Consider the following 12,316-nt stretch of genomic DNA (forward strand, 5'->3'; position numbering starts at 1 on the left):
CATTCTCCAAGGAACACGATCGCGGAATGTCGGGTTGAATGGCTATGGAGGATTCCATGACCTACACCGTGAACAAGACCGACGACCAGTGGCGCGACGAGCTCGAGCCTGAGCAGTATGCCGTGCTGCGCGAAGCGGCCACTGAGCGTCCGTGGACCGGCGAGCTGCTCGACGAGCACCGCGCCGGGCTGTACAGCTGTGCCGCGTGCGGGGCTGAACTGTTCCGCAGCGGCACGAAGTTCGCGTCGCACTGCGGCTGGCCGAGCTTCTATGAGTCGATCCGGCCCGAAGCTGTGCTGCTGCTCGAAGACAAGACACTGGGCATGGAGCGCACGGAGGTGCGGTGCGCGGCCTGCGGCTCGCACCTGGGGCACGTCTTCCCCGACGGCTTCGGCACGCCCACCGGTGACCGGTACTGCATGAACTCGATCTCGCTCTCGTTCAGCCCGGAAGAAGCCGGGTGAGCGCGTTCGACGCGGTTCGGGCGCGGCGCTCGTGGTCGAAGGTCACGGATGTCGCGCCCACCCATGACGAGCTGCTTCCGCTGGTGGCAGCCGCCGGGCGCGTGGCCGATCACTCTTCACTGCGTCCCTGGCGCCTGATCGAGCTGCGCGGCGCCGACCGCGAGAAGCTGGGTCGCGCCATCAACAAGACGAATGGCGAGAAGGGCGTATCGCCCAAACCGCTGCGCGCACCGCTGCTGATCGCGGTCGTGGTGAGTTTTCGCCCGAGCGAGAAGGTGCCGCGGTGGGAGCAGGCCGCCGTAGCCGCGGGCGTGGCACACACGCTGAGCCTGCTGCTGGACGAGGCCGGCTGGGGCGTGATGTGGCGCACCGGCCACTACGCGCGCAGCGACGAGGTCGCCCAGACGCACACGCTGCGCGACAACGAGCGGCTGCTGGGCTGGTTGTACGTGGGCGGCAAGCCCGAGGGCAAGCGGGACGGCCACCGCAAACAGCTCGACGCCGAGCGGTTCCTCACGCCGTTGGAGTAAGACGCCCACACGAGCGACCCCGTCCGCGAGCCTGTCCGTGAGCCCACGCCCGGACCTGGACGTGGTCATCATCTGCCGGACTATCATGGCCGCGATGCGACCGCTGCACGTCCCTGCGTTCAGCGACCGGCGGACTGCCGGCCGCGCGCGGCGGCGCACACGCGCAGCACGCACGGCCGGGATGCGGCGATGACCGAAGGAACCGTCGCCTTCGCGTTCGTGCTGGGAATGGTCGCGCTGTTCAACCCCTGCGGGTTCCCGCTGCTTCCCGTCTATCTCGCCGCGTTCGTGGGCGGCGAGCGGACCGGCGCGGCCGCGCGGATCGGCGCGGGCGTACGCGCCGGTCTCGCACTGACCGTCGGATTCCTGACGGTGTTCTCGATCGCCGCGGTTCTGGCCGGATCGGTGCACACCATCGTGCTGGCACTGGCGCCGTGGCTGATGATCGTCATCGCGATCGCGATCACCATCCTGGGCGTGATGGCGGCGGCCGGTCGCTCGCCGGCCCTGCACGCAGCACCGGGCTTTCGCGACGGCACCGGTTTCGTTCCGATGGCGGGGTTCGGGGTCGCCTATGCGGTGGGTTCGCTCAGCTGCTCGCTGCCCGTCTTCATCGCCGCGATCAGCGGCGCACTGGCGACGGGATCGGGCATCGTGACGGTGGCCGTCGTGCTGGCGTACGGGCTGGGCATGGGGCTGCTGGCGACGGTGCTCGCGCTGATCGTGTCGGTGACCGGATCGGTCGTGACCGCACCCCTGCGACGCGCGGCAGCCGCCCTGCCCCGCATCGCGGGCGCGGTGTGCATCGTGATCGGCCTGTATCTGCTGGGGTATTGGGCGGGCCAGGCGTTCGGCGTGGGCCTGGTGGCCCCGGTCACGGCCGTGCTCGACGGGGTGCAGGCAGCGGTGGTGGCCGCGATCGAGAACGCGTGGCTGCCGATCGGGGTGGTTCTGGCGCTGACAGTGCTCGTCATGCTGGTCGCCGCGGCGCGGCAGGCCGGCACCACCGCCGTCCCGGCATCCCCTCACCGCCGTCATCGAGAGGAGACCTGATGTCAGACGAGCAGAAGACGCCGCTGCACCCCTGGGAACGCACCTGGGTGCTGTGGGTCTCGTCTGCGGCGCTGCTGGTCGTGGTGGCCGCCCTCGTCATCGTGGGCATCGGCGGCGCCGGTGCCACCACCGCACCCGCGGCCGATGCGCTGCCGGCGGGAATGAACCAGGCGACCGCCGACCTGCTGGGAGTGACCTCCGGCGCCAGCGACCCCGTCACCGCCCCGAGCTACCGCCTCACCGATCAGGACGGACACGACGTCGACTCCTCCACGCTGCGCGGAAAGGCCGTCGTGCTCACCTTCAACGACGACAAGTGCACCGACCTGTGCGCGATGCTCGCCACCGACATCGTCGCCGCCGACCATGACCTGTCCGCATCCGCGCGGGCGAACACCGTGTTCCTGTCGATCAACGCCAACCCGTACTACCCGGCTCCCTCCGACGTGCGGGCCTGGTCGCAGCAGCACGGTCTGGACGCCCTGCCGAACTGGGAGTACCTCACCGGAACGCCCGCACAGCTGGCGACGGCGGCCAAGGCGTACGGCGTGCCGATCGAACTCGATCCCACCACCCGCACGGTCTCACACGGCAGTCAGATCTTCGTCATCGATCCGCAGGGCCGGATCATCGAGCAGGCCGCCTTCGGCACCGAGTCGGCGGACACCGCGCCGTTCGCGCACGGACTGGCCACACTCGCCGACGACGCGCTGCCCCGCGGGCAGCGTGGTGCCGTCGCCGGAGCGAATCTGGCCGCGGCCATCGCCGGCGGCACCGACATCGGCGACACGCCGGCGGCCATCACCGGCCCCGCCCTGAACGGCACAGCCACGCTCAGCACCGACGACTCGCGCGGACGCTTCACCGTCGTCGATCTCTGGTCGTCGACCTGCACCGCCTGCGCCGTGCAGTTGCGCGACGATCAGACCGAGGCGCACAAGCTGGGCGACGCCGTCGCCTTCCTCGGCGTCGATGTGGGCGATGAGGTCGCGGACGGACGGACCGCGTCCTCACGTGCGCACCTCACCTTCCCCACGCTGCGTGATCCACAAGGTCGGCAGGCCGCCCGCCTGCGTGTGAGCGAACTGCCGTATCTGATCGTGCTGTCACCGACCGGCGAGGTGCTGCTGCGGCATCCCGGACTGCTCACCACCGACGAGCTCGACTACGTGCTGCACGACCTGGACCAGGCGCTGCCCGGCGCCTCGGCGTGAGAGCGCGCCTCCTCGCCGCGCAGCGGTGTGCCGCGGTCACTCCTCGACGGGCGCGATCCGCGCCACGACGAAGGCCTGCACCGCCACCCCGGCGAGAAAGGTCGTCGTTCCGCCGATGCCGCTGAGCAGCCAGGCCACCGGCGCAAGGGGCACCGCCGACACCAGCCAGCACACCCCGGTCGCCACGAACAGGGTCGCGATGTTGCCGGTGGCCACCAGGTAGGGGTGCGCGATCGCGCGGCGTTCCACCGCCGGCCGATTGCCATGCCGACGGTGGAAGACCCTGCCCACGGCCACATAGGCGCCACACGCCCCCGCGAGCATCAACAGGATCGACAGCACGTCGGGAAGCCCGTGATGCTCCACCGTCACCATCGTCGTGCACCAGATCAACAGCGTGTAGGTGTGCGGGATCGCGACGGTCTCGGTGACTTCGTGCACCAGCCGGCCGTACGGCGTCCGCGGCTGCGACGTGCTCACCGTGTCGCCGCCTGGCGCCGGGGAAACGAGCGTCGGGCCGTGGATCCAAGCGTGCGCAGGCAGGGTGAACTCATGTTTTCCAGCCTGCCACCGTTCCCGCCGGCAGCCAGAGCGCGGGCCCCAGCGGAGACGGCCGGAGGAGAACGGCAGAGAACACTCAGCCCATCCCCCGTATCGCGTGCTTAGACTCGGCCGTATGGGCACCGTCAGGTTCAGCCGGCGTTGGGTTCCCGCCATCGTCGCACCGATCGTCGTCGCCGCAGGGGTGGTCATCACCCCGGCACTGGCGAACGCCGCCGCCGTACCTCCGCAGAAGACCGCCGCGCAGGTGCTGGATCTGATCGCCGCCGGTCAGGACGCGCACTATTCGGGCACGGTGCGACAGAGTTCGGACCTGGGCCTGCCGCAGCTGCCGGACTCGACGACATCCACCGTTCCCGGCGGCACGAGCGCCGCCGGCCTGCTCGAGCTGGCCACCGGGTCCCACTCCGCGCGGGTGTACGTCGACGGCGCCACCCGCCAGCGCGTGCAGGTGCTCGACACCCTCAGCGAGCGCGACGTGATCCGCAACGGCACCACCGTGTGGACCTATGACGCGCAGCAGCGCACCGCCACGCATGCCACCCTGGACGTCGGCGCGCACGACCTGCCCCTTCCGACCACGCCCGCCGACGCCGCCGATCGGCTGATCGCCGCGATCACCCCGACGACGTCGGTGTCGGTGACGAGGTCCACCGATCTGGGCCGCGGCGTCTACGAGCTGCGGCTCACGCCCAAGACCTCGGCCACGCTGGTCGCCGACGCGGTCATCACCGTCGACGCGAATACCGGTGTGCCGCTGGCCGCCCGCATCGACGCGCGCGGGCAGTCCACCCCCGCGGTGCAGGTCGCGTTCTCATCGATCGACTTCGCCCAGCCCGCCGCCGACATCTTCTCGTTCACCCCGCCCAAGGGCACGACGGTCACCGACCGCACTCTGACGCGCCCGACCGGGCACACCTCGACAGAGCACAAGGGCGTGAAGAGCCCGCCTCACGCGACGATGCCGAAGCCGACGGTGATCGGTACCGGCTGGGCCTCGGTCATCGAGGTTCCCGGGCGCGGCGCCATGTCCGCCCTGGGCGGCGACGCCGCCCTGCTGAACGAGCTCACCCGGCCCGTCGCCGGGGGCAGGATGCTGCAGACCTCGCTGATCACGGTCTACCTGCGCGGTGACGGCACGGTGTTCGCCGGCGCCGTGCCCTCCTCCGCCCTGCTGTCCGCCGCGCAGTGACAGCGCTCGCCGCAGCCGAGGCCGCGACCGATGCCGCAGCCGGCACCGCCATCTTCACCCGCGGGCTGACCAAACGGTTTCGCGGGCACCCCGCCGTCGACGGTCTGGATCTGACCGTGCCGCGCGGAGCGGTCTTCGGCTTCCTCGGACCCAACGGGTCGGGCAAGACCACGACCATCCGCATGCTCCTGGGCCTTGCCGCGCCCAGCGCCGGCGAGATCCATCTGCTCGGCGAGACACTCCCCCATGCGCTGCCGACCGTGCTCCCTCGCGTCGGGGCGCTCGTGGAGGGCCCCGCGTTCGCCCCGTTCCTCAGCGGCGCGGCGAATCTGTCGCGTTTCGACGCCGCCGACCCGCGCTCGTCTCCAGCCACCCGGCGCACGCGCGTGCGCGATGCGATCGGGCGGGTGGGCCTGTCGGCGGCAGCGACCAAGCGCGCGGGCGCCTACTCCCTGGGGATGAAGCAGCGGCTGGGCCTGGCATCCGCGCTGCTGGCCCCCCGCGAGCTTCTCGTGCTCGACGAGCCGACCAACGGCCTGGACCCGCAGGGCACGCGCGAGGTGCGCTCACTGATCCGGTCGCTGGCCGCCGACGGCACGACAGTGTTCCTATCGAGCCACCTGCTCGCCGAGATCGAACAGGTCTGCACGCACGTCGCCGTCATGCGCGCGGGACGCCTGGTCACCAGCGGCACTCTCAACGAGCTGCGCGCCGAGTCGGCCCCGCGGGTGCACGTGCGCACGCCGGATGTGGATGCCGCAGCCGCTGTGCTGCGGCGACTGGGCCTGTCCCCGCAGCAGGTGGGGCCCGACGAAGTGGATGCCGCGCTCGGCGACGGGGTGCTGGGCGGCCCGGTACTGAGCGGCCGAGTGCCGATCGAGCAGGTCACGGCGGCGCTGGTCGGCGACGGCGTGCGGGTGCGAGGCATCGCGCTGGCGGGGGCGACCCTCGAAGAGCGCTTCGTGGAGCTGACCGGAGAGGGCTTCGATGTCGCAGGCTGAGGCATCCGCCCCCGTCCGCCGGCGGACGTTCGCGTTCGTCGGATCGGAACTCGCGACGCTGTTCCGCCGCCGCCGCACGACCGCGATGCTCGCCGGGCTCATGCTCGTGCCGGTCCTGATCGGTGTGGCCGTCAAGCTCACCGGCGCCGGTTCCCGAGGGCACGGGCCGGCGTTCCTCAGCGCGATCACCGAGAACGGGGTGTTCGTGATCTTCACGGCTCTGACCGTGTCGATCCCGCTGTTCCTGCCGCTCGTGGTCTCGGTGGTCGCCGGCGACGCGATCGCCGGCGAGGCGAACCTGGGCACCCTGCGGTACCTGCTGATCGCTCCGGTCGGGCGCGTGCGGCTGCTCGCGGTCAAGCTGCTCGCGTGCTGCGCGTTCATCGTCGCCGCCGTCCTGGCGATCGCGATCGGTGGGGCGATCACCGGGGCTGTGCTGTTTCCGATCGGACCGGTGACACTGCTGTCGGGCACGACGGTGGGTCTGGCCGACGCGTTCGGCCGCGTGCTGCTGCTGGCGGGGTTCGCGGCCCTCTCGCTGCTGGGACTGTGCACGATCGGTTTGTTCATCTCGACGCTGACCTCGATGCCGGTGGGGGCGATGGCGGCAACGGTGGTCATCGCCGGCGTCTCGCAGGTGCTCGATCAGCTGCCGCAGTTCGAGGCGATCCATGCCTACCTGCCGACGCATTACTGGCTGGATTTCGCCGACCTTCTGCGCAGCCCGATCCTCTTCGACTCGTTCGGTCAGAACGCAGCACTGCAGATCGCATACGCGGTGATCTTCGGCGCGTTCGCCATCACGCGGTTCACGACGAAGGATGTCCTGACCTGACCGCGCGGGCGCGCCCGCGCCGGAGCGAAGGCGTCACGGGCGCGCAGCAGCCTCGGTGTCGCGGACGCCGGCGCGCACGCGCGAGCCGAGGGCAAGCATGAGCAGGATCAGGGCGACGTCAGTCGGTCAGTTCGAGCACGCTCTCGAAGCTCGCCGCGCGGAAGTCGCTCGCGATGGATTCGCGCGGGCCGCTGTGCGAGCGGTGGAACGCCTCGGACGAGACGTAGGTACGGTAGGCGGCTTCGTCCTCGAACTCCATGACGGCCAGGTATCCGCGATCGGTCGTGCGTCCGGCCGGGCGCAGCAGCGTGGACCTACGCAGGCCGGGCACGCCGACGAGGGTGTCCTTCATGCTGGCGGCGAAGCTGGTCTCGAACGCCTGCCTGTCGGCTTCGGCCACGGTGAACTCTGAAACGGCGGCATACATGGGTGCTCCTTGGGGGAATCGGACTTTCGGACCGGAACCGGGCTGCGGCTCGGTTATCATGATGACAGAATGTAAACGATCAATACAGGTTGTCAAATTCGTGACGGGAGTGCGAGATGAGCGCGGGGGAGAGCGGAATCGCGCCGGACGCGCCCTGGAGCGTGACCGTGACCGCGTACAAGCACCGTCAGCTGCAACGCATCGCGTCGATCGCGTTCGATCTGGCCGCGCGTGACGGTCTGCCGAACGTGTCGATGAGCAGCCTGGCCCGCGCCGCCGGCCTGTCGCGGGCCACGTTGTACAACTACATCCCCGATGTCGCGACGGCCGTGCGCATCCAGCTCGTGGCGCGGGCCGAGGCGTTCCAGACGGCGGTGACGGCCGCCGTGGCCGAAGAGCGCGGGTCCGAGGCGCAGCTGCGCCGGTACGTGCGCGAACAGGTCGCCTATGCCTCCGGCGACGACCACCGTGCCGCCATCGCACTGGCGGAGTCGGCGCGATCGCTCGATGACGAAGCCAGCGCCGCCGCCCACGTGGCGCGGCAGGCGGGCGTGCTCGATGACATCCTGCGCCGGGGGATGCGCGAAGGCGTGTTCCGCACGGCGCCGATCGTGGTGCAGGCGGCGCTGATCGGGCGTGCACTGTACGGCGCGGACGATCTGCTGCACCGTCTCGGTCTGCCCGAAGACGCTGTCGCAGAGGCGATCACGGCATTCGTTCTGGAAGGGATCGGTCGATGAGCACCGACGCAGACACCGTCACCACCCCCATCAGTCGCGTCACCCCGCGCAGCTGGTATCGGACCGTCGCGATCGCCGAGTCCATCACGTGGACGCTGCTGATCATCGGCATGGTACTCAAATACGCGGTGGGCCTGGGCACGCTGCCCGTGCTGATCGGCGGGTCGATCCACGGTTTGGTGTTCATCTCGTACGGTATGACGGCTGTGCTCATCGGCGTCAACCAGCGTTGGACGGCCTTGCAGATCGTCGGCGCGGTGGCCACCGCGATCGTGCCGTACGCGACGATCCCCCTCGATCGCCGGCTCGAGCGGCGGGGGATGCTGGACGGCGACTGGCACCTCGAAGCCACCGATGACCCCCGCGATCAGGTGTGGACACGCCGATTCTTGCGGTGGATGCTGTGGCACCCGGTCACGCTGCTGCTGACGTTCGTGATCGGCATCGCTGTCATCATGACGACGCTGCTGATCATCGGCCCTCCCGGCGGCTGGGGCCAGTGAGCCATCCATCTGCCGTTCTGTCCGATCTGTCGGTTCTGAAAGAAGTCGCCATGACCAACGCATCCGTCTCCACCCCGCTCTCGCGCAGCGCCTGGACCCACCCCACCGCTCTGCCGTTCGCGATCATGGGCACGATCGCGGTCGTCGGCGGCAGCCTGCTGTCGGCCGCGCTGGCCCCCAACCCGAGCTACCACGGCAATTGGGCGGTCGCCTACATCGTGCTGGTCGCCGGGGTCGGGCAGATCGTGCTGGGCGTTGGACAGGCGGCGGTCACGGCCGGCCGCGTGCGGCCGGCCGTGGTGGCGGTGCAGGCGCTGATGCTGAATCTGGGAGCGGTGGCCACCGTGATCGCCACGGTCGACGACATCGCGGCACTGTTGTACCTGGCCGCGGTGATGCAGATCGTCGCGCTGGTCGGCTTCCTGTGGGTGACTCGGCACGTCGCCCGAGGCCTGACACTCATGGCGCTGCGGATCGTCGCGGTGCTGCTGCTGATCTCGGTGCCCACCGGCGTCGTCCTGCAGGCACTCGTGCACTGACCGCGCTTGTGCACTGACTCGGAAACGGGCCCGGCGCCTGCTCCCCGGGCCCGCCGCAATGAGAGCATGACGGCATGGATGTGTCAACGATCATCATCGACATCGCGTGGATGACTGCGGCGGCCGTCGCGGCGATGGTCATCATCGGCGTGTTCGTGCGGCGTGTGCTCGGCGTGCGGGTGGGCACTGTCCGGGTCGTGATCGCGGGCTTGCTGGGCCTGGGTGCCGAGATCGGCTTCGAATCACGCGTCGTATGGCAGGGCGGGCAATACACACCCGCGCTCATTCCGGTGCAGCTGAGCATCATCCTGCTGGTGGCGGTCGCATTCCTGGTGGTCGCAGACATCGCCGTGCCGCAGGGGACGATTCCGCGCATCGATCAGTGGGTGCCGGGCATCGTCCACACCGCCGGTCGCGCTCGGCGCTACTCGCAGCTGGTGCGACTGGCCGTGCGGCACAAACTCGTGCCGTTCAAACTCGACATGGCACCCACCACGGCGGCTTCGCAGGAACGACGCCGGCAAGCCATCGCACTGAAGGCCGCCCTCGAAGAGGCAGGCGGTGCGTTCATCAAGCTCGGGCAGCTCCTCTCGACGCGCACCGACATCCTTCCCCCAGAATTCGTCGCGGAGCTGAGCACGTTGCAGCAGCGTGTGCCGCCGGAACCGTGGGAACGGATGCAGACGGTGCTCGCCGACGAACTGGGCGGCCCTGCCGACGTCTACTTCTCCTCCTTCGATCATGAACCAGTCGCTTCGGCATCGATCGGTCAGGTGCACCGCGCAGTCCTGCGTACCGGCGAACCGGTCGCGGTGAAACTGCAGCGACCAGGAATCGTCGCCCTCGTCGAACGCGACGTCGAGATCACCCGGAGACTGGCCGCCCGTCTGACCCAGTCCGCGGCCTGGGCGCGGCGATTCGGCGTGCAAGAGCTCGCCGAGAGCATCGCTTCGAGCCTGCTGGACGAACTGGACTACCGCGTCGAGGCATCCAATCTGACTGCCCTGACCGCTGCTCAGCTGAAACATCGCGAAGACAAGCGGCTTCGACTTCCGCGGCTGTACGAGGCGCTCTCGTCGCGACGCATGCTCGTGATGGAGTTTCTGGAGGGCGCCACGCTCAGCGACCCCCACGCCGTGGTCGGACGGGATGCCGGCGCCCACTCCGATCGTGCGCAGCAACTGGTAGAGGCTGTTCTCGGCCAGATCCTCGATGACGGGGTGTTCCATTCCGACCTGCATCCCGGGAACGTCATGATCACGCCGAGCGGAGAGATCGCCCTGCTCGATTTCGGCTCCGTCGGCAGGCTGGACTCGCTAGTGCGCCGCCAGATCACGAATCTGCTGATGTCAGTCACTCGCGGCGACGCTGTCGCCTTCGCCGACGCGCTCTTGGCTTTCGTGGAGATTCCCGACGATCTCGACGAGCGGGCTCTGCGCCGAGAGATCGGCGAGTTCATGGCCCGCTACCTCGGACCGGGTGCTGCGCTGGATGTCGCGGCCTTCACGCGCGTTGTCGCGGTGCTGGGCACCTACAAGCTGGCAGTGCCGTCGCAGCTGACCGTCGCCGTCCGTGCCCTCGGCACCGTCGAGGGCACGCTGCGCGTGCTGAGCCCCGAGTTCGACTTCGTCGCGGGGTCAACCGCCTATGCGCAGGCGCGCCTGGACCGGGCGCGCGAACCGCAGGCCGTGATCAAGTCCGGTATCGACGAACTGACCCGCCTGTTACCGGTCATGCGTGAATTGCCCCATCAGGTCGGACGCATTGCGCAGTCGCTGGCGGAGGGTCGGATGAGCGTGAACGTGCGGCTGCTGGCCGACCGCCGAGACCGCGCCGTCATGCGGCGATTCGTGAACCTGGCGGCCGTGACCTTTCTGGCCGGGGTGTTCGGCATCATGGCCGCCATGTTCCTGATCAGCTCGGGAGGGCCGGAGCTCAGTCCCACGCTCGGACTGTACGACGTGTTCGGCTATCTGCTGGTCTTCGCCTCTGGAGTCCTCACGCTGCGCGCCGTGTTCGACATCTTCGGACACGACCGGGAGTGACCTGCTGAGGTCGCGCAGTCAACCGTTTGGTGCCGGCTACAGGACTTGAACCTGCAACCCCCGTATTACAAGTACGGTGCGCTACCAATTGCGCCAAGCCGGCAGGCTGTCCAGTCTAGCGGGGACGCCGCGGGTCACTTGTGCGTCGTGGTGGGCGCCGGAGACGGCGCAACCTGCGCCGGCGTGGCGGTCGGGGTCGGCGACTCGGTGCGGTAATACGAGTCGCTCGACAGTGTCAGCACGAACTGCGCGAACTCCTTGGGGTCATCCAGCGCCCCCGCGTACGGCACACCGTTGACCAGGATCATCGGGGTGCCGGTAAGGGCTACGCCCTTCGTGCCGGGGATCGACTCGACCGCGCGCTCCGTGGCATCCTTCACCCACGTGACGTAATCCTCGCCCTCGATGCAGTCGCGCACGATCTTCGGATCCTGCGCGCCGGATGCGATGGCCAGGTCGGCCAGCTGCGTATCGGTGAAGCCGCTGCCGCCCTGATCGGGCTGCTTGTTCAGCAGGGCGTTGTTGTAGGCGTAGAACGCGTCGGTGGCATGGGTGGCGACGCACGCGGCGGCGCTGGCGGCACGCAGCGAATACTTCGTGCCGTTCGACTTGGCCGACAGGATCGCGACGGGATAGTAGCTGAGGGTCGCGGCATCCTGACTCACCCAGCGCGTGAGCTGCTGCGCGTTGGCGATCTGGAACTGCTTGGCACCCGGCGCGTAATAGTCCACATAGATGCGGATGTCGACGGCACCCGGCGCCGTCGCACTGGGGGCAGGCGTCGGTGCGGCGCTCGTGCCGGTCTCGGCCGCACTGGCGGCGGGGGTCGGTGTGGGACTCGAATCCACCGACGGGGAGATCGGATCGGTCGAGACGCCGTTGACGCTGGTGACCGCGAAGCCGTCGTCGATCACATTCGCCGGCGACATCTCGGGCCGCGTCGTCTGCGACGTCACGGCCATGGCCACTCCGGTGCCGACGACGGCCACCACAGCGACCGCGCCGACCGTCAGCAGAGTGCGTCGCAGCGCGCGGGCACGCTTCTGCTGGGCACGCACCTGCTGCGCCTTCTCACGCACCGCTTCGCGCCGGCCTTTCGGCTCAGGCGCGTTCGATGGCTCGTCGTTGGACATCGCACCTCTTGACAGACTTGTCACCGGGCTCTCCCCGGTGCGCCGCGCGGGAACCGCGGACTGTTCGATGCTAACCAGG

At 69.4% G+C, this 12,316-nt stretch carries 14 protein-coding genes and 1 tRNA gene; 11 read left to right on the forward strand and 4 right to left on the reverse strand.

Translation table 11 applies throughout. From position 1 onward, the window contains the following. Positions 1–56: 56 nt before the first annotated feature. From msrB to QU603_RS11430, 4 genes are all read left to right on the forward strand, one after another. On the forward strand, positions 57–464 hold the full coding sequence (gene msrB, locus QU603_RS11415) for a peptide-methionine (R)-S-oxide reductase MsrB (RefSeq protein WP_308491510.1): 408 nt from the start codon (positions 57–59) through the stop codon (positions 462–464). Further along, a complete protein-coding gene (locus QU603_RS11420; protein ID WP_308491511.1) occupies positions 461–994 on the forward strand; it encodes a nitroreductase family protein in 534 nt (177 codons plus the stop codon). The genes msrB and QU603_RS11420 overlap by 4 nt, the downstream gene beginning before the upstream one ends. A 189-nt stretch (positions 995–1,183) precedes the next feature. Next, positions 1,184–2,047 (forward strand): cytochrome c biogenesis CcdA family protein, encoded by an 864-nt coding sequence (locus QU603_RS11425; RefSeq protein ID WP_308491512.1) that lies wholly within the window; start codon positions 1,184–1,186, stop codon positions 2,045–2,047. Next, entirely contained in the window at positions 2,047–3,261 is a 1,215-nt protein-coding gene (locus QU603_RS11430; protein ID WP_308491513.1) for an SCO family protein, read from the forward strand. Before QU603_RS11425 ends, QU603_RS11430 begins: the two co-directional genes overlap by 1 nt. Positions 3,262–3,297: 36 nt before the next feature. Here the strand turns inward: QU603_RS11430 and QU603_RS11435 are convergent, their stop codons facing one another. Next, entirely contained in the window at positions 3,298–3,741 is a 444-nt protein-coding gene (locus tag QU603_RS11435) for a hypothetical protein (RefSeq protein WP_308491514.1), read from the reverse strand. Positions 3,742–3,937: 196 nt separating this feature from the next. Between QU603_RS11435 and QU603_RS11440 the strand changes: the two genes are divergently transcribed. Genes QU603_RS11440 through QU603_RS11450 form a run of 3 tightly spaced genes read left to right on the forward strand, consistent with a single transcriptional unit; the run spans position 3,938 to position 6,850 of the window. Further along, positions 3,938–5,014, forward strand: a complete 1,077-nt coding sequence (locus tag QU603_RS11440) for a LolA family protein (RefSeq protein WP_308491515.1) — start codon at positions 3,938–3,940, stop codon at positions 5,012–5,014. Beyond that, on the forward strand, positions 5,011–6,015 hold the full coding sequence (locus QU603_RS11445) for an ABC transporter ATP-binding protein (RefSeq protein WP_308491516.1): 1,005 nt from the start codon (positions 5,011–5,013) through the stop codon (positions 6,013–6,015). The genes QU603_RS11440 and QU603_RS11445 overlap by 4 nt, the downstream gene beginning before the upstream one ends. Continuing rightward, on the forward strand, positions 6,002–6,850 hold the full coding sequence (locus QU603_RS11450) for an ABC transporter permease (protein WP_308491517.1): 849 nt from the start codon (positions 6,002–6,004) through the stop codon (positions 6,848–6,850). The genes QU603_RS11445 and QU603_RS11450 overlap by 14 nt, the downstream gene beginning before the upstream one ends. A gap of 118 nt (positions 6,851–6,968) precedes the next feature. Here QU603_RS11450 and QU603_RS11455 read toward each other — a convergent pair whose 3' ends face one another. Further along, positions 6,969–7,277, reverse strand: coding sequence for an antibiotic biosynthesis monooxygenase family protein (locus QU603_RS11455; protein WP_308491518.1), 309 nt, complete (start codon positions 7,275–7,277; stop codon positions 6,969–6,971). Positions 7,278–7,393: 116 nt separating this feature from the next. Here QU603_RS11455 and QU603_RS11460 point away from each other — a divergent pair, with 116 nt between their 5' ends. From QU603_RS11460 to QU603_RS11475, 4 genes are all read left to right on the forward strand, one after another. Further along, the gene (locus tag QU603_RS11460; RefSeq protein ID WP_308491519.1) at positions 7,394–8,017 is read left to right on the forward strand and encodes a TetR/AcrR family transcriptional regulator; all 624 of its coding nucleotides are present in this window, start codon (positions 7,394–7,396) and stop codon (positions 8,015–8,017) included. Continuing rightward, on the forward strand, positions 8,014–8,520 hold the full coding sequence (locus QU603_RS11465) for a DUF3817 domain-containing protein (RefSeq protein ID WP_308491520.1): 507 nt from the start codon (positions 8,014–8,016) through the stop codon (positions 8,518–8,520). Before QU603_RS11460 ends, QU603_RS11465 begins: the two co-directional genes overlap by 4 nt. Before the next feature lie 50 nt (positions 8,521–8,570). Beyond that, on the forward strand, positions 8,571–9,059 hold the full coding sequence (locus QU603_RS11470; protein WP_308491521.1) for a hypothetical protein: 489 nt from the start codon (positions 8,571–8,573) through the stop codon (positions 9,057–9,059). 74 nt (positions 9,060–9,133) lie between these two features. Beyond that, a complete protein-coding gene (locus QU603_RS11475) occupies positions 9,134–11,104 on the forward strand; it encodes an ABC1 kinase family protein (RefSeq protein ID WP_308491522.1) in 1,971 nt (656 codons plus the stop codon). A gap of 27 nt (positions 11,105–11,131) precedes the next feature. Here the strand turns inward: QU603_RS11475 and QU603_RS11480 are convergent. Next, positions 11,132–11,207: transfer RNA gene (locus tag QU603_RS11480), tRNA-Thr, on the reverse strand. Between the two features lie 31 nt (positions 11,208–11,238). After that, a complete protein-coding gene (locus QU603_RS11485; protein WP_308491523.1) occupies positions 11,239–12,237 on the reverse strand; it encodes a thioredoxin domain-containing protein in 999 nt (332 codons plus the stop codon). Positions 12,238–12,316: the final 79 nt, after the last annotated feature.

This window comes from Microbacterium terrisoli (genome assembly GCF_030866805.1).
GTDB lineage: Bacteria > Actinomycetota > Actinomycetes > Actinomycetales > Microbacteriaceae > Microbacterium > Microbacterium terrisoli.

What these genes read in the sequence shown, in the direction of transcription:
- msrB (WP_308491510.1), top strand. Translation starts at nt 57, where the DNA reads ATGACCTACACCGTGAACAAGACCGACGACCAGTGGCGCGACGAGCTC.
- QU603_RS11425 (WP_308491512.1), top strand. Translation starts at nt 1,184, where the DNA reads ATGACCGAAGGAACCGTCGCCTTCGCGTTCGTGCTGGGAATGGTCGCG.
- QU603_RS11430 (WP_308491513.1), top strand. Translation starts at nt 2,047, where the DNA reads ATGTCAGACGAGCAGAAGACGCCGCTGCACCCCTGGGAACGCACCTGG.
- QU603_RS11440 (WP_308491515.1), top strand. Translation starts at nt 3,938, where the DNA reads ATGGGCACCGTCAGGTTCAGCCGGCGTTGGGTTCCCGCCATCGTCGCA.
- QU603_RS11450 (WP_308491517.1), top strand. Translation starts at nt 6,002, where the DNA reads ATGTCGCAGGCTGAGGCATCCGCCCCCGTCCGCCGGCGGACGTTCGCG.
- QU603_RS11455 (WP_308491518.1), bottom strand. Translation starts at nt 7,277, where the DNA reads ATGTATGCCGCCGTTTCAGAGTTCACCGTGGCCGAAGCCGACAGGCAG.
- QU603_RS11460 (WP_308491519.1), top strand. Translation starts at nt 7,394, where the DNA reads ATGAGCGCGGGGGAGAGCGGAATCGCGCCGGACGCGCCCTGGAGCGTG.
- QU603_RS11465 (WP_308491520.1), top strand. Translation starts at nt 8,014, where the DNA reads ATGAGCACCGACGCAGACACCGTCACCACCCCCATCAGTCGCGTCACC.
- QU603_RS11470 (WP_308491521.1), top strand. Translation starts at nt 8,571, where the DNA reads ATGACCAACGCATCCGTCTCCACCCCGCTCTCGCGCAGCGCCTGGACC.
- QU603_RS11475 (WP_308491522.1), top strand. Translation starts at nt 9,134, where the DNA reads ATGGATGTGTCAACGATCATCATCGACATCGCGTGGATGACTGCGGCG.
- QU603_RS11485 (WP_308491523.1), bottom strand. Translation starts at nt 12,237, where the DNA reads ATGTCCAACGACGAGCCATCGAACGCGCCTGAGCCGAAAGGCCGGCGC.